The organism is Stenotrophomonas sp. STEN083 (assembly GCF_056759195.1).
In genome coordinates this window covers 1-26,372 of sequence record NZ_JBRRCU010000021.1, presented here as the reverse complement: position 1 = coordinate 26,372, position 26,372 = coordinate 1, and the positions used below count along the sequence as shown (strand labels likewise).

Sequence of the window (26,372 nt, the reverse complement as noted above, 5' to 3'; positions counted from 1 at the left end):
GGAGAACACCATGAAAGACCTGCTCAACCTCTTCAACCAGCAGCGCCAGACGCTGGACTTCGACGCGATCAAGATCGCGCTGGCCTCGCCGGACCTGATCCGTTCGTGGTCCTTCGGCGAAGTGAAGAAGCCGGAAACGATCAACTACCGTACCTTCAAGCCGGAACGTGACGGCCTGTTCTGCGCCGCCATCTTCGGACCGGTCAAGGACTACGAGTGCCTGTGCGGCAAGTACAAGCGCATGAAGCACCGCGGCGTCGTCTGCGAAAAGTGCGGCACCGAAGTCACCCTGGCCAAGGTGCGTCGCGAGCGCATGGCCCACATCGACCTGGCATCGCCGGTCGCGCACATCTGGTTCCTCAAGTCGCTGCCGTCGCGCATCGGCCTGATGCTGGACATGACCCTGCGTGACATCGAGCGCGTGCTGTACTTCGAAGCCTACGTGGTGACCGAGCCGGGCCTGACCGCCCTGGAGCGCCGTCAGCTGCTGACCGAAGAACAGTACCTGCAGGCACGCCAGGAACACGGCGATGACTTCGACGCCGCCATGGGCGCCGAGGCCGTGTACGAATTGCTGCGCACCATCGACCTGCAGGCCGAAATGGTCCGCCTGCGCGAGGAAATTGCCTCGACCGGTTCGGAAACCAAGCTCAAGCGTCTGACCAAGCGCATCAAGCTGGTCGAAGCCTTCCTCGAGTCGGGCAACCGCCCGGAGTGGATGGTGATGACCGTGCTGCCGGTGCTGCCGCCGGATCTGCGCCCGCTGGTACCGCTGGACGGTGGCCGCTTCGCGACCTCGGATCTGAACGATCTTTACCGCCGCGTCATCAACCGTAACAACCGTCTGCGCCGCCTGCTGGAGCTCAACGCTCCGGACATCATCGTGCGCAACGAAAAGCGCATGCTGCAGGAGTCGGTCGACGCCCTGTTGGACAACGGCCGTCGCGGCCGTGCCATCACCGGCACCAACAAGCGCCCGCTCAAGTCGCTGGCCGACATGATCAAGGGTAAGCAGGGTCGCTTCCGTCAGAACCTGCTGGGCAAGCGCGTCGATTACTCGGGCCGTTCGGTGATCACCGTGGGTCCGTACCTGAAGCTGCACCAGTGCGGCCTGCCGAAGAAGATGGCGCTTGAGCTGTTCAAGCCCTTCGTGTTCGCCAAGCTGCAGCGTCGTGGCCTGGCTACCACCATCAAGGCTGCCAAGAAGCTGGTCGAGCGCGAAGAAGGCGAAGTCTGGGACGTCCTGGAAGAAGTCATCCGCGAACATCCGGTGCTGCTGAACCGTGCGCCGACCCTGCACCGTCTGGGCATCCAGGCGTTCGAACCGCTGTTGATCGAAGGCAAGGCCATCCAGCTGCATCCTCTGGTCTGTACCGCATTCAACGCCGACTTCGACGGTGACCAGATGGCCGTCCACGTGCCGCTCTCGCTGGAAGCCCAGCTGGAAGCGCGTGCGCTGATGATGTCCACCAACAACATCCTGTCGCCGGCCAACGGCGAGCCGATCATCGTGCCGTCGCAGGACGTCGTGTTGGGCCTGTACTACATGGCGCGCTCGCTGGTGAACAAGCAGGGCGAGGGCATGGTGTTCGCGAACACCGACGAAGTGAAGCGTGCCTACGACAACCGTCTGGTTGAGCTGCACGCCCGCGTCAAGGTGCGTATCGTGCAGGTCGAGCGTGACGAAGACGGCAACAAGGTCAAGAAGACCTCGATCGTCGACACCACCGTCGGCCGCGCACTGCTGAGCGAGATCATGCCGGAAGGCCTGCCGTTCGAGCTGTGCAACACCGAGATGACCAAAAAGAACATCTCGCGCCTGATCAACCAGAGCTACCGTCTGCTGGGTCTGAAGGACACCGTGGTGTTCGCCGACAAACTGATGTACACCGGCTACGCTTACGCAACCCGCGCTGGCGTGTCGATCGGCATCGACGACATGCTGATCCCGGACGAGAAGAAGGGCATCCTCGGCGAAGCCGAAGCCGAAGTGCTGGAAATCCAGGAGCAGTACCAGTCCGGTCTGGTCACCGCTGGCGAGCGCTACAACAAGGTGGTCGACATCTGGTCGCGCACCAATGAGCGCATCGCCAAGGCGATGATGGAAACCATTGGTACCGAGAAGGTCGTCGGCAGCGACGGTGAGCTGGTCGACCAGAAGTCGATGAACTCGCTGTACATCATGGCCGACTCCGGTGCCCGTGGTAGCCAGGCGCAGATCCGTCAGCTGGCCGGTATGCGTGGCCTGATGGCGCGTCCGGACGGCTCGATCATCGAGACGCCCATCAAGGCGAACTTCCGTGAAGGCCTGAACGTGCAGGAGTACTTCAACTCCACCCACGGTGCCCGTAAGGGTCTGGCCGATACCGCGTTGAAGACGGCGAACTCGGGTTACCTGACCCGTCGTCTGGTCGACGTGGCACAGGACGTGGTGATCACCGAAGTCGATTGCGGCACCTCCGAAGGCCTGACCATGATTCCGATCGTGGAAGGCGGCGACGTGGTTGAGCCGTTGAAGGACCGCGTGCTGGGTCGCGTTGTGGCCGAGGACGTGTTCCTGCCGGGCAACGACGAAGATCCGATCGTGACCCGCAACACCGTGCTCGACGAGCAGTGGGTGAACAAGCTGGAAGAAGCTGGCGTGCAGACCATCAAGGTCCGCTCGACCATCACCTGCGCCTCCTCGTTTGGTGTCTGTGGCCTGTGCTACGGCCGCGATCTGGCCCGTGGCCACATCGTCAACATCGGTGAAGCGGTCGGCGTCATCGCCGCTCAGTCAATCGGTGAGCCGGGTACCCAGCTGACCATGCGTACGTTCCACATCGGTGGTGCGGCATCGCGTGCGGCTGCGGTCGACAACATCACCGTCAAGACCACCGGTTCGGTGAAGTTCTCCAACCTGAAGCACGTCGAGCAGGCCAGCGGTTCGCTGGTTGCGGTCTCGCGTTCGGGTGAAATCTCCGTGCTCGACCCGCATGGTCGTGAGCGTGAGCGTTACAAGCTGCCCTACGGTGCCAGCATTGGCGTCAAGGACGGTGCGGAAATCAAGGCTGGCCAGACCGTGGCCAACTGGGATCCGCATAACCACCCGATCGTGTCGGAAGTGGCTGGTTTCGTGCGCTTCATCGACTTCATCGATGGCGTGACCGTGATCGAGAAGACCGACGAACTGACCGGTCTGGCCTCGCGCGAAATCACCGATCCGAAGCGTCGTGGCTCGCAGGCCAAGGATCTGCGTCCGCTGGTCCGCATCGTCGATGGCAAGGGCAATGACCTGACCATCCCGGGCACCGACCTGCCGGCACAGTACCTGCTGCCGCCGCGCTCGATCGTCAATCTGCAGGATGGCGCGCCGGTAGGCGTGGGCGACGTGGTTGCCAAGATCCCGCAGGAAGCCTCGAAGACCCGCGATATCACCGGTGGTCTGCCGCGCGTTGCCGACTTGTTCGAAGCCCGCAAGCCGAAGGACCCGGCGATCCTGGCCGAGCGTTCGGGTATCATCAGCTTCGGCAAGGACACCAAGGGCAAGCAGCGCCTGATCATCAAGGACACCGATGGTTCGGAGCACGAAGAGCTGATTCCGAAGTACCGTCAGATCATCGTGTTCGAAGGTGAGCACGTGACCCGCGGTGAAACCGTGGTGGACGGCGAGCCGAGCCCGCAGGACATCCTGCGCTTGAAGGGCGTGGAAGAACTGGCCCGTTACTTGGTCAAGGAAATCCAGGACGTTTACCGCCTGCAGGGCGTGAAGATCAACGACAAGCACATTGAAGTGATCTCGCGTCAGATGCTGCGCAAGGTGGAAATCGTTGACCAGGGCAGCAGCAAGTTCCTCAATGGCGAGCAGGCCGAGCGCCAGCGCGTGATCGAGGAGAACGCCAAGCTGATCGCCCGTAACGAGCTGCCGGCACGTTTCGAGCCGGTGCTGCTGGGTATCACCAAGGCATCGCTGGCCACCGAGTCGTTCATCTCGGCGGCTTCGTTCCAGGAAACCACCCGCGTGCTGACCGAGGCTGCCGTGCGCGGCACCTCCGACGGCCTGCGTGGTCTGAAGGAAAACGTGATCGTCGGCCGCCTGATTCCGGCGGGTACCGGCCTTGCGTACCACGCCCAGCGCCGCCGTAACGCGTCGGGTCTGACCGATTCGGAAATCGCAACCCTGGCCGGTCCGGCCGTGGTCGCTGAACCGGCGGTCGTGGCACCGGAAGCTGAACCGGCAACTGGTGAAGAGTAAGTAGTTTGATCGGCCGGTCCGTTCGCGGACCGGCAGTTCGACCTGAACGGGGCATATGGAGATACCCCTGTAACAGCTCTGGATCAGGGCTGGCTTGGCATGGGCTTGTTTGACTGGGCTCTTGACAAGTTGCTACAATCGTCTGTCTCAGCAGGCCAAAATTTTGGCCTGCTTTACAATTTCCGCATCCTGGCCGTTTTTTACGGCCCCAATCAGAAGAACCTACTGATGGCGACGATCAACCAGCTGGTGCGCAAGCCGCGCCAAGCCACCACCTACAAGAGTGCCTCGCCGGCACTCGACAAGTGCCCGCAGCGCCGTGGCGTCTGCACGCGCGTGTACACCACCACCCCGAAGAAGCCGAACTCGGCTCTGCGCAAGGTTGCAAAGGTTCGCCTGACCAACCAGGAAGAAGTCATTTCCTACATCGGTGGTGAAGGCCATAACCTGCAGGAGCACTCCGTGGTCCTGATCCGCGGCGGTCGCGTCAAGGATCTGCCGGGTGTGCGTTACCACACCGTCCGTGGCTCGCTCGATGCCGCCGGCGTTGCCAAGCGTCGTCAGGCGCGTTCCAAGTACGGCGCAAAGCGTCCGAAGGCCTGAGGAATAAGACATGTCACGTAAAGGTAATACTCCCCAGCGTTCGGTCCTGCCGGATCCGAAGCACAAGAGCGAAACCATTGCCCGCTTCATCAACATGGTCATGTTGAGCGGCAAGAAGTCCGTTGCTGAAAAGATCGTCTATGGCGCCATGGACGTGATCAGCGAAAAGAACCCGAACGCAATCGAGCTGGTGCAGAAGGCACTGGACAACGTTGCTCCGGGCGTGGAAGTGAAGTCGCGTCGCGTCGGTGGTGCCACCTATCAGGTGCCGGTCGAAGTGCGCGCTTCGCGCAAGATGGCTCTGGCCATGCGTTGGCTGATCGACTCGGCGCGTAAGCGCGGCGAGAACACCATGCCGCGCAAGCTGGCTGCTGAACTGCTGGACGCTTCGGAAAACCGCGGCGGCGCCATCAAGAAGCGCGAAGAAACCCACCGTATGGCGGAAGCGAACAAGGCCTTCGCTCACTACCGCTGGTGAGTTGTGGGGGCCTTGGAAACAGGGCCCCTGGCACCCATGTTGGTGCTGCTTGTAGCGCTTTGAGCGCTGCTTAAATCCGAAGGCCGCCGCAAGGCGGCGTTCGGCCATCCGAATTCCAAGAAATTGAGAGGCTCCCGTGGCCCGCACCACTCCTATCGAGCGTTACCGTAACTTCGGCATCATGGCCCACATCGATGCCGGCAAGACCACCACGTCCGAGCGCATCCTGTTCTACACCGGCAAGAGCCACAAGCTCGGTGAAGTGCATGACGGCGCCGCCACCATGGACTGGATGGAGCAGGAGCAGGAACGTGGCATCACGATCCAGTCCGCTGCTACCACCGCGTTCTGGAAGGGCATGGACAAGTCCCTGCCGGAGCACCGTTTCAACATCATCGACACCCCCGGGCACGTTGACTTCACCATCGAAGTCGAACGCTCGCTGCGCGTGCTCGACGGTGCGGTCTTCGTGCTGTGCGCCGTTGGTGGCGTGCAGCCGCAGTCCGAGACCGTGTGGCGCCAGGCCAACCGTTACCAGGTGCCGCGCATCGCGTTCGTCAACAAGATGGACCGTACCGGTGCCAACTTCCTGAAGGTCCGTGATCAGCTGAAGGCAAAGCTCGGCGCTGTCGCCGTGCCGATGCAGCTGCCGATCGGCGCTGAAGAAGGCTTCAAGGGCGTGGTCGACCTGCTCAAGATGAAGGCCATCCATTGGGATGAGGCTTCGCAGGGCATGAAGTTCGAGTACGACGACGTTCCGGCCGACATGCTGGCTGCGGCTGAAGAAGCCCGCACCTTCATGATCGAAACCGCGGCTGAAGCCAGCGAAGAGCTGATGGAAAAGTACCTGGGCGGCGAAGAGCTGAACGAAGGCGAGATCATCCAGGCCCTGCGTACCCGTACGCTGGCCGTGGAAATCGTGCCGATGTTCTGTGGCTCGGCGTTCAAGAACAAGGGCGTGCAGGCCATGCTTGACGGCGTGATCCAGCTGCTGCCGTCGCCGATCGACGTGCCGGACGTGAAGGGCACCGACGTTGACGATGACTCCATCGAGATGACCCGCAAGTCGGATGACAAGGCTCCGTTCTCGTCGCTGGCGTTCAAGATCATCACCGATCCGTTCGTTGGCGCGCTGACCTTCTTCCGTGTCTACTCGGGCACCCTGAACGGTGGCGACACCGTGCTGAACTCGGTGAAGAACAAGAAGGAGCGCATCGGCCGCATCCTGCAGATGCACTCCAACAACCGCGAAGAAATCAAGGAAGTGTTGGCTGGTGACATCGCGGCTGCCGTTGGCCTGAAGGACACCACCACCGGTGACACGCTGTGCTCGCTTGAAGCACCGATCGTGCTCGAGCGCATGGTGTTCCCGGAGCCGGTGATCTCGATGGCTGTCGAGCCGAAGACCAAGTCGGACCAGGAAAAGATGGGTCTGGCACTGGGCCGTCTGGCACAGGAAGATCCGTCGTTCCGCGTCAAGACCGACGAAGAATCCGGCCAGACCATCATCTCCGGCATGGGCGAGCTGCACCTGGACATCATCGTTGACCGCATGAAGCGCGAGTTCAACGTTGAAGCCAACGTCGGCAAGCCGCAGGTGGCCTACCGCGAAACCATCCAGATGGCCGACGTCAAGTCGGATTACAAGCACGCCAAGCAGTCCGGTGGTAAGGGTCAGTACGGTCACGTCGTGATCGAGCTGTCGCCGATCACCGCTGAAGACCGTGCCGATCCGAAGCTGTCTGCGGCGATCAAGGATGACTTCCTGTTCATCAACGACATCACCGGCGGCGTGATCCCGAAGGAATTCATTCCTTCCGTGGAAAAGGGCCTGCGCGAAACCATCACCAGCGGTCCGCTGGCTGGCTTCCCGGTGGTGGATGTCAAGGTCAAGCTGGTGTTCGGCTCGTACCATGACGTTGACTCCTCGGAAATGGCGTTCAAGCTTGCTTCGTCGATGGCCTTCAAGCAGGGCTTCGCCAAGGCCAAGCCGGTTCTGCTGGAGCCGATCATGAAGGTCGAGATCGTGACCCCGGAGGAATACCAGGGTGACGTGATGGGCGACGTAAGCCGTCGTCGTGGCGTTCTGCAGGGTTCGGGCACCACCGGTGACGGCTCGGCCAGCATCATCAATGCGATGATCCCGCTGGGCGAAATGTTCGGTTACGCCACCGCGCTGCGTTCGCAGACCCAGGGTCGCGCAACCTTCACGATGGAATTCGACCATTACGAGCCGGCGCCGAACAACATCGCCGAAACCGTCATCAAGAAGGGCTGAGTCTCAGACTCAGCCTCTCCTTCCAAGTCTTAGCTAATTAAGGAACAACAATGTCCAAGAGTAAGTTCGAGCGCACCAAGCCGCACGTCAACGTCGGCACCATCGGCCACGTCGATCATGGCAAGACCACCCTGACCGCAGCACTGACCAAGATCGGTGCAGAGCGCTTCGGCGGCGAGTTCAAGGATTACTCCTCGATCGATGCCGCGCCGGAAGAAAAGGCACGTGGTATCACGATCTCGACCGCACACGTCGAGTACGAATCCGCTTCGCGCCATTACGCGCACGTGGATTGCCCGGGCCATGCTGACTACGTCAAGAACATGATCACCGGTGCTGCCCAGATGGACGGCGCGATCCTGGTCTGTTCGGCTGCTGACGGCCCGATGCCGCAGACCCGCGAGCACATCCTGCTGTCGCGTCAGGTCGGCGTGCCGTACATCGTCGTGTTCCTGAACAAGGCCGACATGGTTGACGATGCCGAGCTGCTGGAACTGGTCGAAATGGAAGTCCGCGAGCTGCTGAGCAAGTATGACTTCCCGGGCGACGACACCCCGATCGTGCACGGTTCGGCTCGTATGGCGCTGGAAGGCGACCAGAGCGACATCGGCGTGCCGGCCATCCTGAAGCTGGTCGATGCACTGGACAGCTGGATCCCGACCCCGGAGCGTGACGTCGACAAGCCGTTCCTGATGCCGGTGGAAGACGTGTTCTCGATCTCGGGCCGCGGCACCGTGGTGACCGGTCGTATCGAGCGCGGTGTGATCAAGGTCGGCGAAGAAATCGAAATCGTCGGTATCCGTCCGGTCCAGAAGACCACCGTCACCGGCGTGGAAATGTTCCGCAAGCTGCTCGACCAGGGTCAGGCAGGCGACAACGCCGGTCTGCTGCTGCGCGGCACCAAGCGTGACGACGTCGAGCGTGGCCAGGTTCTGGCCAAGCCGGGTTCGATCAAGCCGCACACCCAGTTCGAAGCCGAAGTCTACGTTCTGTCGAAGGACGAAGGCGGCCGTCACACCCCGTTCTTCAAGGGCTACCGTCCGCAGTTCTACTTCCGTACCACCGACATCACCGGCGCTTGCGAGCTGCCGGAAGGCGTCGAGATGGTGATGCCGGGCGACAACGTCAAGATGACCGTCACCCTGATCAACCCGGTGGCAATGGACGAAGGCCTGCGCTTCGCAATCCGTGAAGGTGGCCGTACCGTCGGCGCCGGCGTGGTTGCAAAGATCGTTGCCTGATAACGCTGCGCTTCCTCGCGAAGCAAGGTGTTGAAGAAGGGCGGCCTCCGGGTCGCCCTTTTTTTGTTTGTCTTGTGGGCGGGGTGGGGCGTAGTTGGGGCTTCGTGCGGTGGTTCTGCTTGACGCTTCAGAGGCTGGGAGGTTTCGCCGGCAAAAGCTTCAAGGGTCATGAGCTTTGACGGATCGAGGCTTCAATCGGCTAAACGCCAGATGCTAGGAGTCGGGGGTCAAAAGCAGAAAGTCAAAAGCTTCCCCTCACCCCAACCCCTTTCCCGTAAACGGGAGAGGGGCTCGCAGTGCGTCGACTGCTGGTGCACTGCGAGCGCACGCAATCCTGGCCCCTCTCCCGTTTACGGGAGAGGGGTTGGGGTGAGGGCGGCTTTTCGCGGAAAGTTCGGAAAATCTGAATAGGCGAGACCGCAGTCGCGGTGGATTTTTACTTCGGCTCAGCCCGCATGGATAATGGTGTTCTCCAGTGGAAGTGGCGGAGGCGGCGCATTCACATTCGGGTCTGTCCAGGGCCTGGCTGGCTTCGGCCAGCACAGGTGCTGGGCCTGAGGCGGGGTAGGGTTCCGGCGCAGTAGCGTTACGCGAGTTTCCCGGCCTTCCCGCTGTCGCGCCTGCGATCCGGCCATTCATCCCGCAGTTAGACGGGATATCCGCGTTCGCGCAGATCAGTTGCGCAGTTGCCAGGGCCAAAACCCGCTTATACGCGGAAAACCCCGTAAATCCTGCTGCCAGCTGAAGTACCCCATACCTCGGTAGAGGGGTGAGTTGCAATAGGAAAAGAATACTGACAGAATGCACGACCACTCGCGGAAGGGCTCGTTTACGAGAATTCCGCAACCAGCGAAAAGAGGAGCAGGACGCGCCTCGTATTCGCCAGACAAGGACAGGTCGCATGGGAGGCACTCCGTTCAACGGGGTGTTTTTTGTGCGTTTGAACAAGTCTGGGGCGGGCCGGGAAACCGGGCCGCCCTGCTGTTATGAAAGGATTCGCGCGACGGGCAGTGCTTCGGCGCTAAACGTCGTTTTCATGGGGTTCGGCACACTCAGGGGCCGAACCTGTCGCTCTTTAGACCCATAGGAATACCGTCATGGCGGACCAAAAGATCCGAATTCGGTTGAAGGCGTTTGATCATCGTTTGATCGACCGTTCGGCCAGCGAGATCGTTGAAACGGCAAAGCGGACCGGCGCGCAAGTGCGTGGCCCGATCCCTCTGCCCACCAAGATCGAGCGTTACACCATCCTCGTCTCCCCGCACGTCGACAAAGACGCGCGTGACCAGTACGAGACCCGCACGCACAAGCGCGTGCTCGATATCGTCGACCCCAACGACAAGACCGTGGACGCGCTGATGAAGCTCGAACTGGCTGCCGGCGTCGACGTTCAGATCAAGCTGACCTAAGGACTACGACCATGACGAAGAAATATTCGTTGGGCTTCGTGGGCCGCAAGGCTGGCATGAGCCGCGTTTTCACTGAAGATGGCCAGTCCATCCCAGTGACCCTGATTGAAGCCACCCCGAACCGCATCGCGCAGATCAAGACCGTCGAAACCGACGGCTACAGCGCCGTGCAGGTGACTGTCGGCGCTCGTCGCGCTGCACTGGTCAACAAGCCGGAAGCTGGTCACCTCGCCAAGGCGAAGGTTGAAGCCGGTCGCGGCCTGTGGGAATTCCGCGTTGAAGACGCACAGATCGGCGATTTCGCCGTCGGTGGCGAAATCAAGGCAGACATCTTTGAAGTCGGCCAGACGGTTGACGTCCAGGGCGTCACCAAGGGTAAGGGCTTCCAGGGCACCATCAAGCGCTACAACTTCCGTATGGGCGATGCAACCCACGGTAACTCGCTGTCGCATCGCGCGCCGGGTTCCTTGGGCCAGCGCCAGACCCCGGGTCGCGTTTTCCCGGGCAAGAAGATGTCCGGCCACATGGGTTCGGTGCAGCAGAGCACGCAGAATCTGGAAGTGGTCAAGGTCGATGTCGAGCGTGGTCTGATTGCCATCCGCGGCGCCGTGCCTGGCGCAGCCGGTGGTGACGTGATCGTGCGTCCGGCTAGCAAGGCATAAGGAGAGATGACGATGGAACTCGTTATCACGGGTAGCAACAACAAGGTCTCGGTCTCCGACGCCGTGTTCGGTCGCGATTTCAGCGAAGATCTGGTTCACCAGGTCGTCGTTGCCTACCGCAACGCCGCACGTTCGGGCACCAAGGCACAGAAGACGCGTTCTGAAGTGGCTGGTACCACCAAGAAGTCGAAGAAGCAGAAGGGTGGTGGCGCTCGTCACGGTGCCCTGACCGCTCCGATCTTCGTCGGCGGTGGTGTCACCTTCGCGGCCAAGCCGCGTAGCTTCGAACAGAAGGTCAATCGTAAGCAGTATCGCGCCGCCATGTGCGCCATCCTGTCCGAGCTGAACCGCCAGGGCCGCCTGACCATCGTTGAGTCGTTCGATGTCGACGCGACCAGCACCAAGGCTCTGATCACCAAGCTGGCTGGCCTGGAAGTGGGCAAGCGCCCGCTGATCGTCACCGAAGAAGCTTCCGAGCACCTGTACCTGTCGGCTCGCAACATTCCCTACGTGGAAGTGCGTGACGTGCAGGGTCTGGACCCGGTTTCGCTGGTCGGTGCCGACACGGTCGTCATCACCGCTGACGCGGTCAAGAAGGTCGAGGAGTGGCTGGCATGAGCGCCAACGAAAAAATCTTCAGCGTGCTGCGTGCACCGCGAGTCTCTGAAAAGACCGCGCGCCTGCAGGAAATCTCCAACCAATACGTCTTCGAAGTTTCGAACGAAGCCACCAAGGCCGATGTAAAGGCCGCGGTTGAGCAGTTGTTCGACGTCAAGGTCGAGTCGGTCAATGTGCTGAACGTGAAGGGCAAGAACAAGTCCTTCCGTAACCGTGCAGGCCGCCGCGGCGATTGGCGCAAGGCGTATGTGCGTCTCGCCGATGGCCAGTCCATCGATGTAACGGCCAAGGCCTGAGGTACATCCCATGCCATTGATGAAATTCAAACCCACTTCTCCCGGCCGTCGTTCGGCCGTGCGCGTGGTCACTCCTGATCTGCACAAAGGCGCGCCGCATGCTGCGTTGCTGGAGCCGCAGAGCAAGTCCGGCGGTCGTAACCACCACGGCCGCATCACCACCCGTCACGTTGGTGGTGGTCACAAGCAGCACTACCGTCTGATCGACTTCAAGCGCAACAAGGAAGGCATTCCGGCACGCGTGGAACGTATCGAATACGATCCGAACCGCACTGCCCATATCGCCCTGCTGTGCTACGTCGACGGCGAGCGTCGCTACATCATCGCCCCGAAGGGCCTGAAGGCTGGTGACCAGGTCATCTCGGGCGCTCACGCCCCGATCAAGACCGGTAACACCTTGCCGCTGCGCAACATCCCGGTCGGTACCACCGTCCACGGGATCGAGCTGAAGCCGGGCAAGGGCGCTCAGATCGCTCGTGCTGCTGGTGCAGGCGTGCAGCTGGTCGCTCGTGAAGGTATCTACGCCACCCTGCGTCTGCGCTCGGGTGAAATGCGTAAGGTGCCGGTCGAATGCCGCGCCACCATTGGTGAAGTCGGTAACGATGAGCACAACCTGGAAAAGCTGGGCAAAGCTGGTGCCAAGCGCTGGCGCGGCGTCAAGCCGACCGTCCGCGGTGCGGCCATGAACCCGGTGGATCACCCGCACGGTGGTGGTGAAGCCAAGGCCGGCCAGGGTAATCCGCATCCGGTCACCCCGTGGGGTGTTCCGACCAAGGGTTACAAGACGCGCCATAACAAGCGCACTCAGCAGTTCATCGTCCGCGATCGTAGGGGCTAATCGACCATGGCACGTTCACTTAAGAAGGGCCCGTTCGTCGATCACCACCTCGTCAAGAAGGTGGAGGCCGCTGCGGGTAGCAAGAAGCCGATCAAGACCTGGTCGCGCCGTTCGATGATCCTGCCGGAAATGGTAGGCGTCACCATCGCCGTTCATAACGGTAAGAACCACGTTCCAGTGCTCGTCAACGAGAACATGGTCGGCCACAAGCTCGGCGAATTTGCCGTCACCCGGACCTTCAAGGGTCACGGTGGCGACAAGAAGTCGGGCAAGTAAGGAGAGATGACAATGGAAGCGAAAGCAATCCTGCGCTCCGCGCGCATCTCTGCGCAGAAAGCCCGTCTGGTCGCTGACCAGGTGCGCGGTCTGCCGGCCGAGCGTGCGGTCAACCTGCTGAAGTTTTCGGATAAGAAGGCTGCTCACCTGATCAAGAAGGTGGTGGAGTCGGCTATCGCAAATGCCGAAAACAACCAGGGCGCTGACGTCGACGAGCTGAAGGTCAAGACCATCATGGTTGATGAAGGTCCGACCCTGAAGCGTTTCATGGCGCGGGCGAAAGGCCGCGGTACCCGCATCCTCAAGCGCACCAGCCACATCACTGTGGTTGTGGGCGCCGGCAAGTAAGCGGAAAGGATAAAGACCATGGGTCATAAAGTTCATCCGGTTGGTATCCGCCTCGGTATTTCCAAGGACTGGAACTCCAAGTGGTACGCCAACAAGGCCGAGTTTGCTGGTTACCTGGCAGCCGACCTGAAAGTTCGCGAGATGCTGCGCAAGAAGCTTGCTCAGGCCGGTATCTCCAAGATCCTCATCGAGCGTCCGGCAAAGACGGCTCGCGTGACGATCCACACCGCCCGACCGGGCGTGGTGATCGGCAAGCGTGGTGAGGACATCGAAAAGCTGCGTAAGGAAGTGAGCGAAATGATGGGCGTCCCGGCGCACATCAACGTCACCGAAGTGCGCAAGCCGGAGTTGGACGCACAGCTGGTTGCCGAGTCGATCGCGCAGCAGCTGGAGCGCCGCATCATGTTCCGTCGTGCAATGAAGCGCTCGGTCGGCAACGCGATGCGCCTGGGTGCCCTGGGCATCAAGGTCAACGTCGGCGGCCGCTTGAACGGCGCTGAAATCGCCCGTTCGGAGTGGTACCGCGAAGGCCGCGTGCCGTTGCACACCCTGCGTGCGGATATCGACTACGGTTTCGCTGAGGCCAGCACCACCTACGGCATCATCGGCATCAAGGTTTGGATCTACAAGGGTGAAGTCTTTGATTTCTCCCAGGTTGGCCAGGAAAAGCAGGACGACAGCCCGCGCAACGATCGTAACGATCGCGGCGACCGCGGTGACCGTCCGTCGCGCCCGGCTCGTGAAGCGAGGTAACGGCAATGTTGCAACCCAAGCGAACCAAATACCGCAAGATGTTCAAAGGCCGCAATGACGGTCTGAGCTGGAGCGCGAATGCCGTCAGCTTCGGCGAGTACGGTCTGAAGGCTACTGCCCACGGTCAGCTGACTGCGCGTCAGATCGAAGCGGCTCGCCGCTCGATCAGCCGCTACGTCAAGCGCGGTGGCAAGATGTGGATCCGTGTGTTCCCCGACAAGCCGATCACCAAGAAGCCCATCGAAGTCCGAATGGGTGCTGGTAAGGGTGGCGTGGAATACTGGGTCGCCCAGATCCAGCCGGGCCGCATGATTTATGAAGTCGAGGGTGTGACCGAGGAAGTGGCACGCGAGGCGTTCCGCCTGGCCGCTGCCAAGCTCTCGGTGACCACCACTTTCGTAACCCGGACGGTGCGCTGATGGACATCAAACAACTCCGCGAGAAGTCGGCTGACGAACTCAAGGCCCACCTGACCGACCTGCGTAAGGAGCAGTTCTCGCTCCGTATGCAGCAGGTCACCGGCCAGCTGCCGAAGACCCACGAAACCCGCCGGGTGCGTCGCGAGATTGCTCGCGTCAAGCACCTGATCGGCAGCACGAAGTAAGGATGGCTGCTATGAGCGAAAATACTGAAAAGAAGACGCTGCGCACGGTCGAAGGCCGTGTCGTCAGCAACAAGATGGACAAGACGGTCACCGTGTTGGTGGAGCGCCAGGTCAAGCACCCGTTGTACGGCAAGTACATCAAGCGCTCGTCCAAGCTGCACGCACACGACGCCGACAACACCTGTAAAGAAGGTGATGTCGTTCGTGTGACCGAGATTGCTCCGATGTCCAAGACCAAGAACTGGCGCGTGGTGGAAGTCATCACGCGTGCGGCTGAATAAGGAGATCTGACTCATGATCCAGATGCAGAGCTACCTTGATGCTGCGGACAATTCCGGTGCCAAGGAACTGATGTGCATCAAGGTGCTTGGTGGTTCCAAGCGCCGTTATGCCCACATCGGCGACATCATCAAGGTCACCGTGAAGGACGCAATCCCGCGCGGCAAAGTCAAGAAGGGTGAAGTGTATGACGCCGTCGTGGTGCGTACCCGTAAGGGTGTGCGTCGCGCCGATGGCTCGCTGATCCGTTTCGACGGCAACGCTGCGGTCCTGCTCAACAACAAGCAAGAGCCGATCGGCACCCGCATCTTCGGACCGGTGACCCGTGAACTTCGTTCCGAGAAGTTCATGAAGATCGTCTCGCTCGCTCCCGAAGTTCTGTGAGCGCCAGGAGATAATCATGGCTAACCGTATCAAGAAGGGCGACCAGGTCGTCGTCAACACCGGCAAGGACAAGGGCAAGCAGGGCGAAGTCGTCCGCGTCGACGGCGATCGTGTGATCGTCGCCAACGTGAACATCGTCAAGCGCCACACCAAGCCGAACCCGCAGGCAGGCGTTGCCGGCGGCGTGGTCGAGCGTGAAGCGTCGATCCATATCTCCAACGTGAATGTGCTGAACCCGGCTTCGGGCAAGGGCGAGCGCGTTGGCTTCAAGGTGCTGGAGGATGGACGCAAACTGCGTGTGTTCCGCTCCAGCGGTGAGGCGCTCGACGCCTAAGGACTGACCGATGAATTCACGTCTCGAAAAGTTTTACAAGGAAGAAGTGGTACCGGCGCTGACCAAGCAGTTCGGTTACACCAATCCGATGCAGGTCCCGCGTCTGGTCAAGGTCACCTTGAACATGGGCGTTGGTGAAGCTGCGACCAACAAGAAGGTTCTTGAGAACGCCGTTGGCGACATGACCAAGATCACCGGCCAGAAGCCGGTCATCACCAAGTCGCGCGTCTCGGTGGCATCGTTCAAGATCCGTGATGGTTGGCCGATCGGCTGCAAGGTCACGCTGCGTCGTGACACCATGTTTGAGTTCCTGGATCGCCTGATCAACATCTCGCTGCCGCGCGTGCGTGACTTCCGCGGCGTGTCGGGTCGTTCGTTCGACGGTCGTGGCAACTTCAACATGGGTGTGAAGGAACAGATCATCTTCCCGGAAATCGACTTCGACGCCGTCGACGCGATCCGCGGTATGGATATCGCCATCACCACCACCGCCAAGACCGACGCGGAAGCGAAGGCGCTGCTCGCAGCGTTCAAGTTCCCGTTCCGTAACTGATTCGTCGAGGATACAGAAATGGCAAAGACCTCAATGGTCAACCGCGACATCAAGCGGAAGAAGCTGGCTCTGAAGTACGCCGACAAGCGTGCAGCTCTGAAGAAGATCGTGTCCTCGGTGGATGCGAGCTACGAAGAGAAGGCTGAAGCCGTAATCAAGTTGTCGAAGCTGCCGCGCGATTCGTCGCCGAGCCGCCATCGCAACCGTTGCGAGCTGTCGGGTCGTCCGCGTGGCGTGTACAGCAAGTTCGGCCTCGGCCGCAACAAGCTGCGCGAAGCCACCATGCGCGGTGACGTGCCGGGCCTGCGCAAGGCAAGCTGGTAAGCAACAACCCGCTGAGCGGGCCGAAAGGCCCGCCCAGCAGGGCTTTCGGGTCAATCTGAAGGCAAAGCAAAAAGTCCGACGCAAGTCGGGCTTTTTGTCGTATAATCCCGCTCCTTGCCTGCCCGAAACAGGTGGCAGGTGCGTCAAGGGCCCTGGCCCATCCCAGGAAAACACAAGATTTTCGCGAAAGCGGATATCGGTGCACTCAAAGGTATTTACATGAGCATGACTGATCCCATCGCCGACCTGCTGGTACGCATTCGAAATGCGGCCGCGGTTGGCAAGCAGACGGTGAAAGCCCCGTCGTCCAAGGTCAAGGTGGCTATTGCCCAGGTCCTGAAGGACGAGGGTTACATCACTGACCTGCGCGTCAATAACATCGAAAACAACAAGGCCGAGCTCGAAATCGTCCTGAAGTATTTCGAAGGCAAGCCGGTCATCGCGACCCTGAAGCGCTTCTCGCGTTCGGGTCTGCGCCAGTACCGCGGCAAGTCCGAGCTGCCGAAGGTCATGAATGGCCTGGGTATTTCGATCATTTCCACCTCCAAGGGCATCATGACTGATGCGCAGGCGCGCCAGTTGGGCGTCGGCGGCGAAGTCCTGTGCTTCGTGGCCTAAGGGAAGGAGTCCACTATGTCCCGTGTAGCCAAGAAGCCGATCAACCTGCCCAAGGGCGTTGAACTGACCATCCAGCCGGAAGTTGTGAGCGTGAAGGGCCCGAAGGGCGCCCTGTCGCTGAACAAGACCGCTGGCGTTGAAATCACTCTCGACAACGGCGTTGCCACGCTTAGCCCGAAGGACATCTCCTTCGACGCGCTGGCCGGCACCGTGCGTGCGATCCTGGCCAACATGGTGCAGGGCGTGTCCGAAGGCTTCGAGCGCAAGCTTGAGCTGGTCGGCGTGGGTTACCGCGCTGCCATGCAGGGCAAGGACCTGAACCTGTCGCTGGGCTTCTCCCACCCTGTCCTGTTCGTGGCGCCGGAGGGCATCACCATCTCGACCCCGACGCAGACTGAAATCGTCGTGCAGGGCGTGGACAAGCAGGTTGTTGGTGAAGTTGCCGCCAAGATCCGTGGCTTCCGTCCGCCGGAGCCCTATAAGGGCAAGGGTGTGAAGTACGCCGGTGAAGTCATCATTCGCAAGGAAGCCAAGAAGGCCTAATTCTTAGGTTTTCAGCTTTCGAGGATAAAGAACATGAACAAGAACATCGCACGTCTGCGTCGCGCCAAGTCGACCCGTTCGCACATCCGCACCCTGGGTGTTGCGCGCTTGTCGGTCCTGCGCACCGGTCAGCACCTGTACGCACAGATCTTCACTGCCGACGGTTCGCTGGTGCTGGCTGCTGCCAACACCGCACAGGCCGACGTCAAGGAAGGCCTGAAGAGCGGCAAGAACATGGAAGCCGCCACCAAGGTTGGCAAGCTGATTGCAGAGCGCGCCAAGGCTGCTGGTATCGAGAAGGTCGCTTTCGACCGCTCGGGCTACCGCTACCACGGTCGCATCAAGGCTCTTGCTGATGCTGCCCGCGAAGGCGGCCTGCAGTTCTAAGCAATACAGGAAAGGGGCCTCTGGCCCCTTTCCGCCTGCCTGCCGGTACGGGTTTGTACCGGGCGCCCTTCGTTCTTCTGCAGCGTCTGGCGATTCATTGCGTCACTACACAACCATAAGCGGCTTCGAGCCGTACATAACCCAATCAATCAAGGAATCGAAATGGCAGAAGAACGTCAGCAGCGGGGTCGCGATCGCGACCGTAACCGCGAAGAGAAAGTCGACGACGGCATGATCGAAAAGCTGGTCGCGGTCAACCGCGTCAGCAAGACCGTCAAGGGCGGTCGCCAGTTCACCTTCACCGCACTGACCGTGGTCGGTGATGGCGAAGGCAAGGTTGGCTTCGGTTACGGCAAGGCGCGCGAAGTGCCGGTCGCCATCCAGAAGTCGATGGAGCAGGCTCGCAAGAACCAGGTCAGCGTTGATCTGAACAACGGTACGTTGTGGCACACCATCAAGGATGGTCACGGCGCAGCTCGCGTGTTCATGCAGCCGGCTTCGGAAGGTACTGGCGTCATCGCCGGCGGTGCCATGCGCGCCGTGCTGGAAGCCGTTGGCGTGAAGAACGTGCTGGCCAAGGCTGTGGGTTCGCGTAACCCGATCAACCTGGTCCGTGCCACCCTGAAGGGTCTGGCAGGTGCACAGTCCCCGGCCCGTATTGCTGCCAAGCGCGGCAAGAAGGTGGAGGATCTGAACCATGGCTAATGAAGTCGCCAAGACCGTCAAGGTGCGCCTCGTGCGCGGCCTGCGTGGCACCCAGTCGCGTCACCGCCTGTCGGTGCGTGCCCTGGGCCTGAACAAGCTCAATGATGTGCGTGAACTGAAAGACAGCCCGCAGGTTCGCGGTCTGATCAACAAGGTTCAGTACCTCGTCCAGGTTGAGGAGTAATCGACCATGACTATGCGTCTCAATGAACTGAGCCCGGCACCGGGCGCTCGTACCGTGCGCACCCGCGTCGGTCGCGGCATCGGCTCCGGCTTGGGCAAGACCTGCGGCCGCGGCCACAAGGGTTCGTTCGCTCGTAAGGGCGGCGGCAAGATCAAGGCTGGCTTCGAAGGCGGCCAGACCCCGATGCAGCGTCGTCTGCCGAAGATCGGCTTCTTCTCGCACAAGGCCAAGGACACTGCAGAAGTGCTGTCCTACCACCTTGATCGCCTGGAAGCTGGTGAGATCGACCTGGCCGCACTGCGTGCAGCCAAGCTGATCCCGTCGACCGCGAAGAAGGCCAAGGTCGTCTTCAAGGGCGAGCTGAGCAAGGCATTCACCCTGAAGGGTATTGCTGCTACTGCCGGCGCCAAGGCCGCGATCGAAGCTGCCGGCGGCAGCGTACAGGAGTAACTGGAACATGGCGCAAGCTGGCATCGGTAACCTCGCGGCGGGGGCAGGCAAGTTCACTGAACTTCGCCAGCGCCTCCTGTTCGTACTTGGGGCATTGCTCGTCTATCGCATCGGCTGTTATGTGCCGGTGCCGGGCGTCAATCCCGAGGCCATGCTTGCGCTGATGCAGGCGCAGGGCGGCGGCATCGTGGACATGTTCAACATGTTCTCGGGCGGCGCCCTGCACCGTTTCAGTATCTTCGCGTTGAATGTGATGCCGTATATCTCGGCATCCATCGTGATGCAGCTGGCGGTCCACATCTTCCCGGCCTTGAAGGCCATGCAGAAGGAAGGTGAGTCGGGTCGTCGCAAGATCACCCAGTATTCGCGCATTGGCGCGGTGCTCCTGGCGGTAGTGCAGGGCGGCAGTATCGCGCTGGCACTGCAGAACCAGGTGTCGCCGGGCGGCGCACCGGTGGTGTATGCCCCGGGTATGGGCTTCGTGTTGACCGCGATCATCGCGCTCACCGCGGGCACCATCTTCCTGATGTGGGTGGGTGAGCAGGTGACTGAGCGTGGCATCGGCAACGGTGTGTCGCTGATCATCTTCGCAGGCATCGTGGCTGGCTTGCCGGCTGCTGTGATCCACACCGTTGAAGCCTACCGTGACGGCAACATGAGCTTCATCTCGTTGCTGATCATCGTGCTGGTGGTGCTGGCTTTCACCTACTTCGTGGTGTTCGTGGAGCGCGGTCAGCGTCGTATCACGGTCAATTACGCCCGCCGTCAGGGTGGCCGTAATGCCTATATGAACCAGACCTCGTTCCTGCCGTTGAAGCTCAACATGGCGGGCGTGATCCCGGCGATCTTCGCATCCAGCATCCTTGCCTTCCCTGCAACGCTGGCGATGTGGTCCGGCCAGGCCAGCTCCGCCACGTGGCTGCAGAAGGTGGCAAACGCGCTGGGTCCGGGCGAGCCGCTGCATATGATCGTGTTTGCTGCGCTGATCAGTGGTTTTGCGTTTTTCTACACCGCGCTGGTGTTCAACTCGCAGGAAACCGCTGACAACCTGAAGAAGTCGGGCGCGCTGATTCCGGGCATCCGTCCGGGCAAGGCTACCGCTGACTACATCGATGCCGTGCTGACCCGTCTGACGGCTGCTGGTTCGCTGTACCTGGTGATCGTCTGCTTGCTGCCGGAAGTCATGCGCACCCAGCTCAATGCCTCCTTCTACTTCGGCGGCACCTCGCTGCTGATCGTGGTGGTGGTGGTGATGGATTTCATCGCGCAGGTTCAGGCACATCTGATGTCGCACCAGTACGAGAGCCTGTTGAAGAAGGCCAACCTGAAGGGCGGCAACCGCGGCGGTTTTGCACGCGGCTGATTCACCGGTTATACTTTCCGCTTCATAGCGAGAAACCCGCTCCGGTTCCCGGGGCGGCTTTCCAAACAGAAGGGCGGCCCCTGCAGCGGTTTCGGGTGGGGGTGTGATGTGGTTGTTCCGCGCGGGAGTAGCGCGGGCGGCTTGGAGATCTCTCTCCTTGCCAGGCACATCCGGCGCCGGAGCATGGGCACACTCCCCACGCCGGGCTTGTGGAACTGTATGTTCCACGGGCTTCCAAGCAAACCGAAGCCTTGTTAGTATCGCTAGTTCACATTTTTGATCCATCCTGCCGGATTGGCGCGCCTCATGGTGCGTATTCGGCCATCACTCAGCTGGAGAACCGCGTCATGGCGCGTATTGCAGGCGTCAACCTGCCAGCCCAGAAGCATGTCTGGGTCGGGTTGCAAAGCATTTACGGCATCGGCCGTACCCGTTCGAAGAAGGTCTGCGAAGTCGCAGGCGTTGCTTCGACCACCAAGATCCGCGATTTGTCGGAGCCGGAAATCGAGCGTCTGCGTCTCGAAGTCGGCAAGTACATTGTCGAAGGCGATCTGCGCCGCGAAATCGGTATCGCAATCAAGCGTCTGATGGACCTGGGTTGCTACCGCGGCCTGCGTCATCGTCGCGGTCTGCCGCTGCGTGGCCAGCGTACCCGTACCAACGCCCGCACCCGTAAGGGTCCGCGCAAGGCGATCAGGAAGTAAGGGACCTAAGAAATGGCTAAGCCCGCTGCTGCAAAAACCAAGAAGAAGATCAAGCGCGTCATCACTGATGGCGTTGCCCACGTCCACGCTTCGTTCAACAACACCATCGTGACCATCACCGACCGTCAGGGCAATGCACTGTCCTGGGCGACCTCCGGTGGCGCTGGCTTCCGTGGTTCGCGTAAGTCGACTCCGTTTGCTGCTCAGGTTGCCGCCGAAAAGGCTGGCAAGGCTGCGCTGGATTACGGCTTGAAGTCGCTGGAAGTCCGCATCAAGGGTCCGGGTCCGGGCCGTGAGTCGGCCGTACGTTCGTTGAACAACGTCGGCTATAAGATCACCAACATCATCGACGTGACGCCAATCCCGCACAACGGGTGCCGTCCGCCGAAGAAGCGTCGCGTCTAAAGGAGCGATAAGAAATGGCTCGTTATATCGGTCCTACCTGTAAGCTCGCCCGCCGCGAAGGCGCCGACCTCTCTCTGAAGAGCCCGGCCCGCGCGTTGGATTCCAAGTGCAAGCTGGAGCAGAAGCCCGGCCAGCACGGCGCCACTGCCCGTAAGGGCAAGCTGTCCGACTACGCTACCCAGCTGCGTGAAAAGCAGAAGGTCAAGCGTATCTACGGTCTGCTGGAGCGTCAGTTCCGCAACTACTACAAGAAGGCCTCGACCAAGAAGGGCAACACCGGCGAGAACCTGCTGCAGTTGTTGGAAACCCGTCTGGACAACGTCGTCTACCGCATGGGCTTCGCAGTGACCCGTCCGGCTGCTCGTCAGCTGGTCTCGCACCGCGGTGTCACGGTCAATGGCAAGTCGGTCAACCTGGCTTCGTACCAGATCAAGGCCGGCGACGCGATTGCGCTGTCTGAAAAGGCTGCCAAGCAGCTGCGCGTCCAGGAAGCCCTGGTCGTTGCCGAACAGCATGACCTCAGCCCGTCGTGGGTCGAAGTCGATTCGAAGAAGTTCAGTGGCGTCTTCAAGGCTGTGCCGGATCGTGCGGACCTGCCTGCGGATATCAACGAAGCGCTGATCGTCGAGTTGTATTCGAAGTAATTCACAATGGAGAACCTCCGGGTTGCACCGGAGGTTCGCAGGAGAACCCGCAACATGACGGTTACCGCAAACCAGGTTCTGCGTCCTCGCGGTCCGCAGATCGAACGCCTTACCGAGACCCGCGCCAAGGTCGTGATCGAGCCTTTGGAGCGTGGTTACGGGCATACGCTGGGCAACGCCCTGCGTCGCGTGCTGCTGTCGTCCATCCCGGGCTTCGCCATTACCGAAGTCGAGATCGACGGCGTGTTGCACGAGTACACCACTCTGGAAGGCCTGCAGGAAGACGTGCTTGACGTCCTGCTGAACCTGAAAGACGTGGCGATCCGTATGCACACCGGCGACAGCGCCACTGTTTCCCTGTCCAAGCAGGGTCCGGGTGTTGTCACCGCTGCCGACATCAAGGTTGACCACAACGTCGAAGTGATCAACGGCGACCATGTGATCTGCAACCTGACCAAGGACACTGCGATCAACATGCGTCTGAAGGTCGAGCGTGGCTTCGGCTACCAGCCGGCTGCCGCACGTCGTCGTCCGGACGAAGAATCGCGTGCGATTGGTCGTCTGGTGCTGGACGCTTCGTTCTCGCCGGTCCGCCGCGTCGCTTATGCGGTGGAAGCCGCTCGCGTCGAACAGCGTACCGACCTGGACAAGCTGGTCATTGATATCGAAACCAACGGCACGATCGATGCCGAGGAAGCTGTCCGCACTGCGGCCGACATCCTCAGCGATCAGCTGTCGGTGTTCGGTGATTTCACCCACCGCGACCGCGGTGCAGCCAAGCCGGCCAACAACGGCGTGGATCCGGTGCTGCTGCGCCCGATCGACGACCTGGAGCTGACCGTGCGTTCGGCCAACTGCCTCAAGGCTGAGAGCATTTACTACATCGGCGATCTGATCCAGAAGACCGAAGTTGAACTGCTCAAGACCCCGAACCTCGGCAAGAAGTCGCTGACCGAGATCAAGGAAGTGCTGGCCCAGCGCGGTCTGTCGCTTGGCATGAAGCTGGAGAACTGGCCGCCGGCCGGTGTCGCCGCTCACGGCATGCTCGGCTGATAAGTACTACCTGTTCCCCCGCATGGGCGACCATGCGGGGGAATATTGTTTCAGCAGTACCCGCATTGACGGTTAAACAACGCCGCAATGCCGGTCGTCCAGGACGGGCGACCAGGACCATCCGCAGTCCACTTTCAACGCCAGGATGGCGACAACGATGTCCAACGTCTCACCATTAACCAAGGAATACACTCATGCGTCATATGAAGTCGGGCCGCAAGTTCAACCGTACCAGCGCCCACCGCGAAGCAATGTTCAAGAACATGGCTGCGTCGCTGTTCAAGCACCAGCTGATCAAGACCACCCTGCCGAAGGCCAAGGAACTGCGCCGCGTTGCTGAGCCGCTGATCACCCTGGCCAAGGTTGATTCGGTTGCCAACCGTCGTCTGGCATTCGCCCGCCTGCGTGACAAGGAAGCCGTCGGCGTCCTGTTCACCATCCTGGGCCCGCGCTACGCCAACCGTCCGGGCGGTTACCTGCGCCTGCTGAAGTGTGGCTTCCGCGCTGGCGATAACGCTCCGATGGCCTACGTTGAACTGGTTGACCGTCCGGTCGCCGTTGCGGAAGAAGTCGGCGAGTAATCGCACGCTTCCGTCCATCGACGGATGCAGAAGAAGCCCGGCCTACGCCGGGCTTTTTTGTTGATGTGGTTACAGCTGCCATCACTGCTGATCGTGTGCGGATGGCCTGTTACTCTTGTTGCATTGTTCACTCCGGAAAGTTGCGATGAACCCTTTGCGTTGGAGTTTTCGCGCGCAGTGCCTGCTGGGCTTTTTGACCTGCGCTGGCCTGCTCGCATTTGCGATCTACATGCAGATCCAGATGGGACTGGAACCGTGCCCGCTGTGCATCTACCAGCGCATCGCATTTGCCGCCGTCGGCGTGCTGTTCCTGCTCGGTGCTCTGCACGGGCCGTCCAGTCGCGGCGGGCGTGCTGGTTATGGCGTCCTGACCTTCCTGGCCGCTGTGGTGGGGATTGGCATCGCCGGCCGTCACGTCTACGTACAGTTGTTGCCGAAGGACCTGGGCAGCAGCTGTGGTCCGCCGCTGAGCTTCCTCGCCGAAACCATGGGCCCGTTTGAGGTGTTCCGTACCGTGCTGACCGGCACCGGTGACTGCGGCAACATCGATTGGACCTTCCTCGGCCTGAGCATGCCGATGTGGAGCCTGGTGTGGTTTGTGTTGCTTGCGGGGTGGGCGCTGTATGCCGGCCTGCGCACACGTAAAAAACGTTTGATCTGACTCTTTCACTTATTCAATTGGTATCTGCATGAACGCTTCCTCCTCCCCGTCATCCGCCGCCACCGCCAGCAGCTGGGCGCCGGATAGCTGGCGTGGCAAGCCCGCGCTGCAGATGCCAACCTATCCCGATCCGCAGGCGCTGGAGGCGGCGCTGGGCGAGTTGCGGCAGCTGCCGCCGCTGGTGACCTCATGGGAGATCTTCGCGCTCAAGCAGCAGCTGGCGGAGGCGCAGGAAGGCAAGCGCTTCCTGCTGCAGGGCGGCGACTGCGCGGAGAACTTCGTCGACTGCGAATCGGGCACCATTTCCAACCGGCTCAAAGTGCTGCTGCAGATGAGCCTGGTGATGGTGCACGGCCTGCGCATGCCGGTGATCCGCGTTGGCCGCTTTGCCGGCCAGTACGCCAAACCGCGTTCGGCCGATACCGAAACCCGCGATGGGGTGACCTTGCCCAGCTATCGCGGCGACGTGATCAATGCGCCGGCGTTCACTGAAGCTGCTCGCGTGCCAGACCCGCAGCGGATGATCACCGCGCACTCGCGCTCGGCGCTGACGATGAATTTCGTACGTGCGCTGATCGATGGCGGCTTCGCCGACCTGCACCACCCCGAGTACTGGAACCTGGCATGGATGCGCTGCTCGCCACTGGCCGAGGAATACCAGGAGATGGTGGCCTCGATCGGTGATGCCGTGCGCTTCATGGAGACCTTGTCGGGCTCGCAGGTGCACAACCTCAACCGCGTCGACTTCTACACCTCGCATGAAGCCCTGTTGCTGCCGTACGAGCAGGCGCTGACCCGGCAGGTACCGCGCCAGAACGGCTGGTTCAACCTGAGCACGCATTACCCGTGGATCGGCATGCGCACTGCGGCGCTGGATGGCGCGCACGTGGAGTATCTGCGCGGCGTACGTAACCCGATTGCGATCAAGGTAGGTCCGTCGGTGCAGCCGGATCAGCTGCTGCGTTTGATCGATGTATTGAATCCTGAAGACGAGCCGGGCCGGCTGAGCTTCATTCACCGTATGGGTGCGGCGCAGATCGCCGATAAGCTGCCGCCGCTGCTGGATGCGATCAAGCGTGATGGCCGCCGTGTGCTGTGGGTCTGCGACGCCATGCACGGCAATACCGAGAGCACCAGCAACGGCTACAAGACCCGCCGGTTTGACAATATTCGCAGCGAAGTTGAGATGTCCTTCGACCTGCATGCAGCGGCCGGTACGCGTCTGGGTGGCGTGCACCTGGAGCTGACCGGCGAAGATGTCACCGAATGCACGGGCGGCGCCCGTGAGCTCACCGAGCGCGATCTGGAGCGTGCCTACCGTTCCAGCGTAGACCCGCGCCTGAACTACGAGCAATCGCTGGAGATCGCGATGGCCATCGTCCGCAAGCAAGGCTGAAGGCACCTGTAGTGCCGAGCCATGCTCGGCAGAGGCGTTACCGGTAGTGCCACATGCCGAGCATGGCTCGGCACTTATCTCTTAGCAGTCTGTCACCTTAGGTGCCGAGAGCCCGGCGCGGGCGACCGTTCGGCACTAGGTCTTTTCGATCGCTTGGTAGCAAGGA

General features: G+C 61.0%; 34 protein-coding genes. All 34 read left to right on the top strand.

Annotated elements, in window-relative coordinates:
- Positions 1–10 precede the first annotated feature (10 nt).
- The 34 genes from rpoC to ACVOK8_RS08475 all read left to right on the top strand — a co-directional run bounded on the left by rpoC (position 11) and on the right by ACVOK8_RS08475 (position 26,206).
- Positions 11–4,234, top strand: a complete 4,224-nt coding sequence (gene rpoC, locus ACVOK8_RS08640) for a DNA-directed RNA polymerase subunit beta' (RefSeq protein ID WP_481566453.1) — start codon at positions 11–13, stop codon at positions 4,232–4,234.
- Between the two features lie 228 nt (positions 4,235–4,462).
- Positions 4,463–4,837 carry a 30S ribosomal protein S12 gene (rpsL, locus tag ACVOK8_RS08635; protein ID WP_004145320.1) on the top strand — a complete coding sequence of 125 codons (375 nt, stop codon included), beginning with the start codon at positions 4,463–4,465 and terminating at the stop codon, positions 4,835–4,837.
- 10 nt (positions 4,838–4,847) lie between these two features.
- On the top strand, positions 4,848–5,315 hold the full coding sequence (gene rpsG / locus ACVOK8_RS08630) for a 30S ribosomal protein S7 (RefSeq protein ID WP_057630019.1): 468 nt from the start codon (positions 4,848–4,850) through the stop codon (positions 5,313–5,315).
- A 136-nt stretch (positions 5,316–5,451) separates the two neighbouring features.
- The gene (gene fusA / locus ACVOK8_RS08625; protein WP_481566452.1) at positions 5,452–7,593 is read left to right on the top strand and encodes an elongation factor G; all 2,142 of its coding nucleotides are present in this window, start codon (positions 5,452–5,454) and stop codon (positions 7,591–7,593) included.
- A 50-nt stretch (positions 7,594–7,643) separates the two neighbouring features.
- On the top strand, positions 7,644–8,834 hold the full coding sequence (gene tuf / locus ACVOK8_RS08620) for an elongation factor Tu (protein WP_481566451.1): 1,191 nt from the start codon (positions 7,644–7,646) through the stop codon (positions 8,832–8,834).
- Between the two features lie 1,097 nt (positions 8,835–9,931).
- Entirely contained in the window at positions 9,932–10,243 is a 312-nt protein-coding gene (gene rpsJ / locus ACVOK8_RS08615; RefSeq protein WP_010341589.1) for a 30S ribosomal protein S10, read from the top strand.
- An 11-nt stretch (positions 10,244–10,254) separates the two neighbouring features.
- Positions 10,255–10,905, top strand: coding sequence for a 50S ribosomal protein L3 (rplC, locus tag ACVOK8_RS08610; RefSeq protein WP_057629588.1), 651 nt, complete (start codon positions 10,255–10,257; stop codon positions 10,903–10,905).
- Between the two features lie 12 nt (positions 10,906–10,917).
- A complete protein-coding gene (gene rplD, locus ACVOK8_RS08605; protein WP_481566450.1) occupies positions 10,918–11,523 on the top strand; it encodes a 50S ribosomal protein L4 in 606 nt (201 codons plus the stop codon).
- Complete coding sequence (gene rplW, locus ACVOK8_RS08600; protein ID WP_057629589.1) at positions 11,520–11,819, top strand: 50S ribosomal protein L23; 300 nt, start codon at positions 11,520–11,522, stop codon at positions 11,817–11,819. The genes rplD and rplW overlap by 4 nt, the downstream gene beginning before the upstream one ends.
- Positions 11,820–11,829: 10 nt before the next feature.
- The gene (gene rplB / locus ACVOK8_RS08595; protein ID WP_057629590.1) at positions 11,830–12,657 is read left to right on the top strand and encodes a 50S ribosomal protein L2; all 828 of its coding nucleotides are present in this window, start codon (positions 11,830–11,832) and stop codon (positions 12,655–12,657) included.
- 6 nt (positions 12,658–12,663) lie between these two features.
- Positions 12,664–12,933: a 30S ribosomal protein S19 gene (gene rpsS / locus ACVOK8_RS08590; protein WP_057629591.1), complete on the top strand. Its 270-nt coding sequence runs from the start codon at positions 12,664–12,666 to the stop codon at positions 12,931–12,933.
- Between the two features lie 12 nt (positions 12,934–12,945).
- On the top strand, positions 12,946–13,281 hold the full coding sequence (rplV, locus tag ACVOK8_RS08585) for a 50S ribosomal protein L22 (protein ID WP_054657198.1): 336 nt from the start codon (positions 12,946–12,948) through the stop codon (positions 13,279–13,281).
- An 18-nt stretch (positions 13,282–13,299) separates the two neighbouring features.
- On the top strand, positions 13,300–14,034 hold the full coding sequence (gene rpsC, locus ACVOK8_RS08580) for a 30S ribosomal protein S3 (protein ID WP_057629592.1): 735 nt from the start codon (positions 13,300–13,302) through the stop codon (positions 14,032–14,034).
- Positions 14,035–14,039: 5 nt separating this feature from the next.
- Complete coding sequence (rplP, locus tag ACVOK8_RS08575) at positions 14,040–14,453, top strand: 50S ribosomal protein L16 (RefSeq protein WP_057629593.1); 414 nt, start codon at positions 14,040–14,042, stop codon at positions 14,451–14,453.
- Positions 14,453–14,638, top strand: a complete 186-nt coding sequence (gene rpmC, locus ACVOK8_RS08570) for a 50S ribosomal protein L29 (protein ID WP_054657204.1) — start codon at positions 14,453–14,455, stop codon at positions 14,636–14,638. Before rplP ends, rpmC begins: the two co-directional genes overlap by 1 nt.
- Before the next feature lie 11 nt (positions 14,639–14,649).
- Positions 14,650–14,919: a 30S ribosomal protein S17 gene (rpsQ, locus tag ACVOK8_RS08565; RefSeq protein ID WP_481516752.1), complete on the top strand. Its 270-nt coding sequence runs from the start codon at positions 14,650–14,652 to the stop codon at positions 14,917–14,919.
- A gap of 13 nt (positions 14,920–14,932) precedes the next feature.
- A complete protein-coding gene (gene rplN, locus ACVOK8_RS08560) occupies positions 14,933–15,301 on the top strand; it encodes a 50S ribosomal protein L14 (protein WP_019186153.1) in 369 nt (122 codons plus the stop codon).
- A gap of 16 nt (positions 15,302–15,317) precedes the next feature.
- Positions 15,318–15,635, top strand: a complete 318-nt coding sequence (rplX, locus tag ACVOK8_RS08555) for a 50S ribosomal protein L24 (protein ID WP_017355416.1) — start codon at positions 15,318–15,320, stop codon at positions 15,633–15,635.
- A gap of 10 nt (positions 15,636–15,645) precedes the next feature.
- A complete protein-coding gene (gene rplE / locus ACVOK8_RS08550) occupies positions 15,646–16,188 on the top strand; it encodes a 50S ribosomal protein L5 (RefSeq protein WP_057629596.1) in 543 nt (180 codons plus the stop codon).
- Between the two features lie 18 nt (positions 16,189–16,206).
- On the top strand, positions 16,207–16,512 hold the full coding sequence (rpsN, locus tag ACVOK8_RS08545; RefSeq protein WP_062169030.1) for a 30S ribosomal protein S14: 306 nt from the start codon (positions 16,207–16,209) through the stop codon (positions 16,510–16,512).
- 219 nt (positions 16,513–16,731) lie between these two features.
- Positions 16,732–17,130: a 30S ribosomal protein S8 gene (gene rpsH / locus ACVOK8_RS08540; protein ID WP_481513036.1), complete on the top strand. Its 399-nt coding sequence runs from the start codon at positions 16,732–16,734 to the stop codon at positions 17,128–17,130.
- Between the two features lie 15 nt (positions 17,131–17,145).
- A complete protein-coding gene (gene rplF / locus ACVOK8_RS08535) occupies positions 17,146–17,673 on the top strand; it encodes a 50S ribosomal protein L6 (RefSeq protein WP_481566449.1) in 528 nt (175 codons plus the stop codon).
- Positions 17,674–17,706: 33 nt separating this feature from the next.
- The gene (gene rplR, locus ACVOK8_RS08530) at positions 17,707–18,060 is read left to right on the top strand and encodes a 50S ribosomal protein L18 (RefSeq protein WP_303749035.1); all 354 of its coding nucleotides are present in this window, start codon (positions 17,707–17,709) and stop codon (positions 18,058–18,060) included.
- A gap of 162 nt (positions 18,061–18,222) precedes the next feature.
- The gene (gene rpsE / locus ACVOK8_RS08525) at positions 18,223–18,765 is read left to right on the top strand and encodes a 30S ribosomal protein S5 (protein WP_057629601.1); all 543 of its coding nucleotides are present in this window, start codon (positions 18,223–18,225) and stop codon (positions 18,763–18,765) included.
- A complete protein-coding gene (rpmD, locus tag ACVOK8_RS08520; protein WP_481513035.1) occupies positions 18,758–18,949 on the top strand; it encodes a 50S ribosomal protein L30 in 192 nt (63 codons plus the stop codon). Before rpsE ends, rpmD begins: the two co-directional genes overlap by 8 nt.
- Before the next feature lie 6 nt (positions 18,950–18,955).
- The gene (gene rplO / locus ACVOK8_RS08515) at positions 18,956–19,399 is read left to right on the top strand and encodes a 50S ribosomal protein L15 (RefSeq protein WP_481516750.1); all 444 of its coding nucleotides are present in this window, start codon (positions 18,956–18,958) and stop codon (positions 19,397–19,399) included.
- 7 nt (positions 19,400–19,406) lie between these two features.
- A complete protein-coding gene (gene secY / locus ACVOK8_RS08510; protein WP_481566448.1) occupies positions 19,407–20,762 on the top strand; it encodes a preprotein translocase subunit SecY in 1,356 nt (451 codons plus the stop codon).
- Positions 20,763–21,109: 347 nt separating this feature from the next.
- Positions 21,110–21,466, top strand: coding sequence for a 30S ribosomal protein S13 (gene rpsM, locus ACVOK8_RS08505; protein ID WP_057633111.1), 357 nt, complete (start codon positions 21,110–21,112; stop codon positions 21,464–21,466).
- Positions 21,467–21,478: 12 nt separating this feature from the next.
- Positions 21,479–21,871 (top strand): 30S ribosomal protein S11, encoded by a 393-nt coding sequence (gene rpsK / locus ACVOK8_RS08500; protein WP_057629606.1) that lies wholly within the window; start codon positions 21,479–21,481, stop codon positions 21,869–21,871.
- A 14-nt stretch (positions 21,872–21,885) separates the two neighbouring features.
- On the top strand, positions 21,886–22,515 hold the full coding sequence (rpsD, locus tag ACVOK8_RS08495; RefSeq protein ID WP_057629607.1) for a 30S ribosomal protein S4: 630 nt from the start codon (positions 21,886–21,888) through the stop codon (positions 22,513–22,515).
- Positions 22,516–22,569: 54 nt separating this feature from the next.
- Positions 22,570–23,568: a DNA-directed RNA polymerase subunit alpha gene (locus ACVOK8_RS08490; protein WP_062169013.1), complete on the top strand. Its 999-nt coding sequence runs from the start codon at positions 22,570–22,572 to the stop codon at positions 23,566–23,568.
- Positions 23,569–23,762: 194 nt separating this feature from the next.
- Positions 23,763–24,149: a 50S ribosomal protein L17 gene (gene rplQ, locus ACVOK8_RS08485; RefSeq protein WP_303749039.1), complete on the top strand. Its 387-nt coding sequence runs from the start codon at positions 23,763–23,765 to the stop codon at positions 24,147–24,149.
- A 145-nt stretch (positions 24,150–24,294) separates the two neighbouring features.
- Positions 24,295–24,810, top strand: coding sequence for a disulfide bond formation protein B (locus tag ACVOK8_RS08480; RefSeq protein ID WP_481509904.1), 516 nt, complete (start codon positions 24,295–24,297; stop codon positions 24,808–24,810).
- A gap of 28 nt (positions 24,811–24,838) precedes the next feature.
- The gene (locus ACVOK8_RS08475; RefSeq protein ID WP_481566447.1) at positions 24,839–26,206 is read left to right on the top strand and encodes a class II 3-deoxy-7-phosphoheptulonate synthase; all 1,368 of its coding nucleotides are present in this window, start codon (positions 24,839–24,841) and stop codon (positions 26,204–26,206) included.
- Positions 26,207–26,372: the final 166 nt, after the last annotated feature.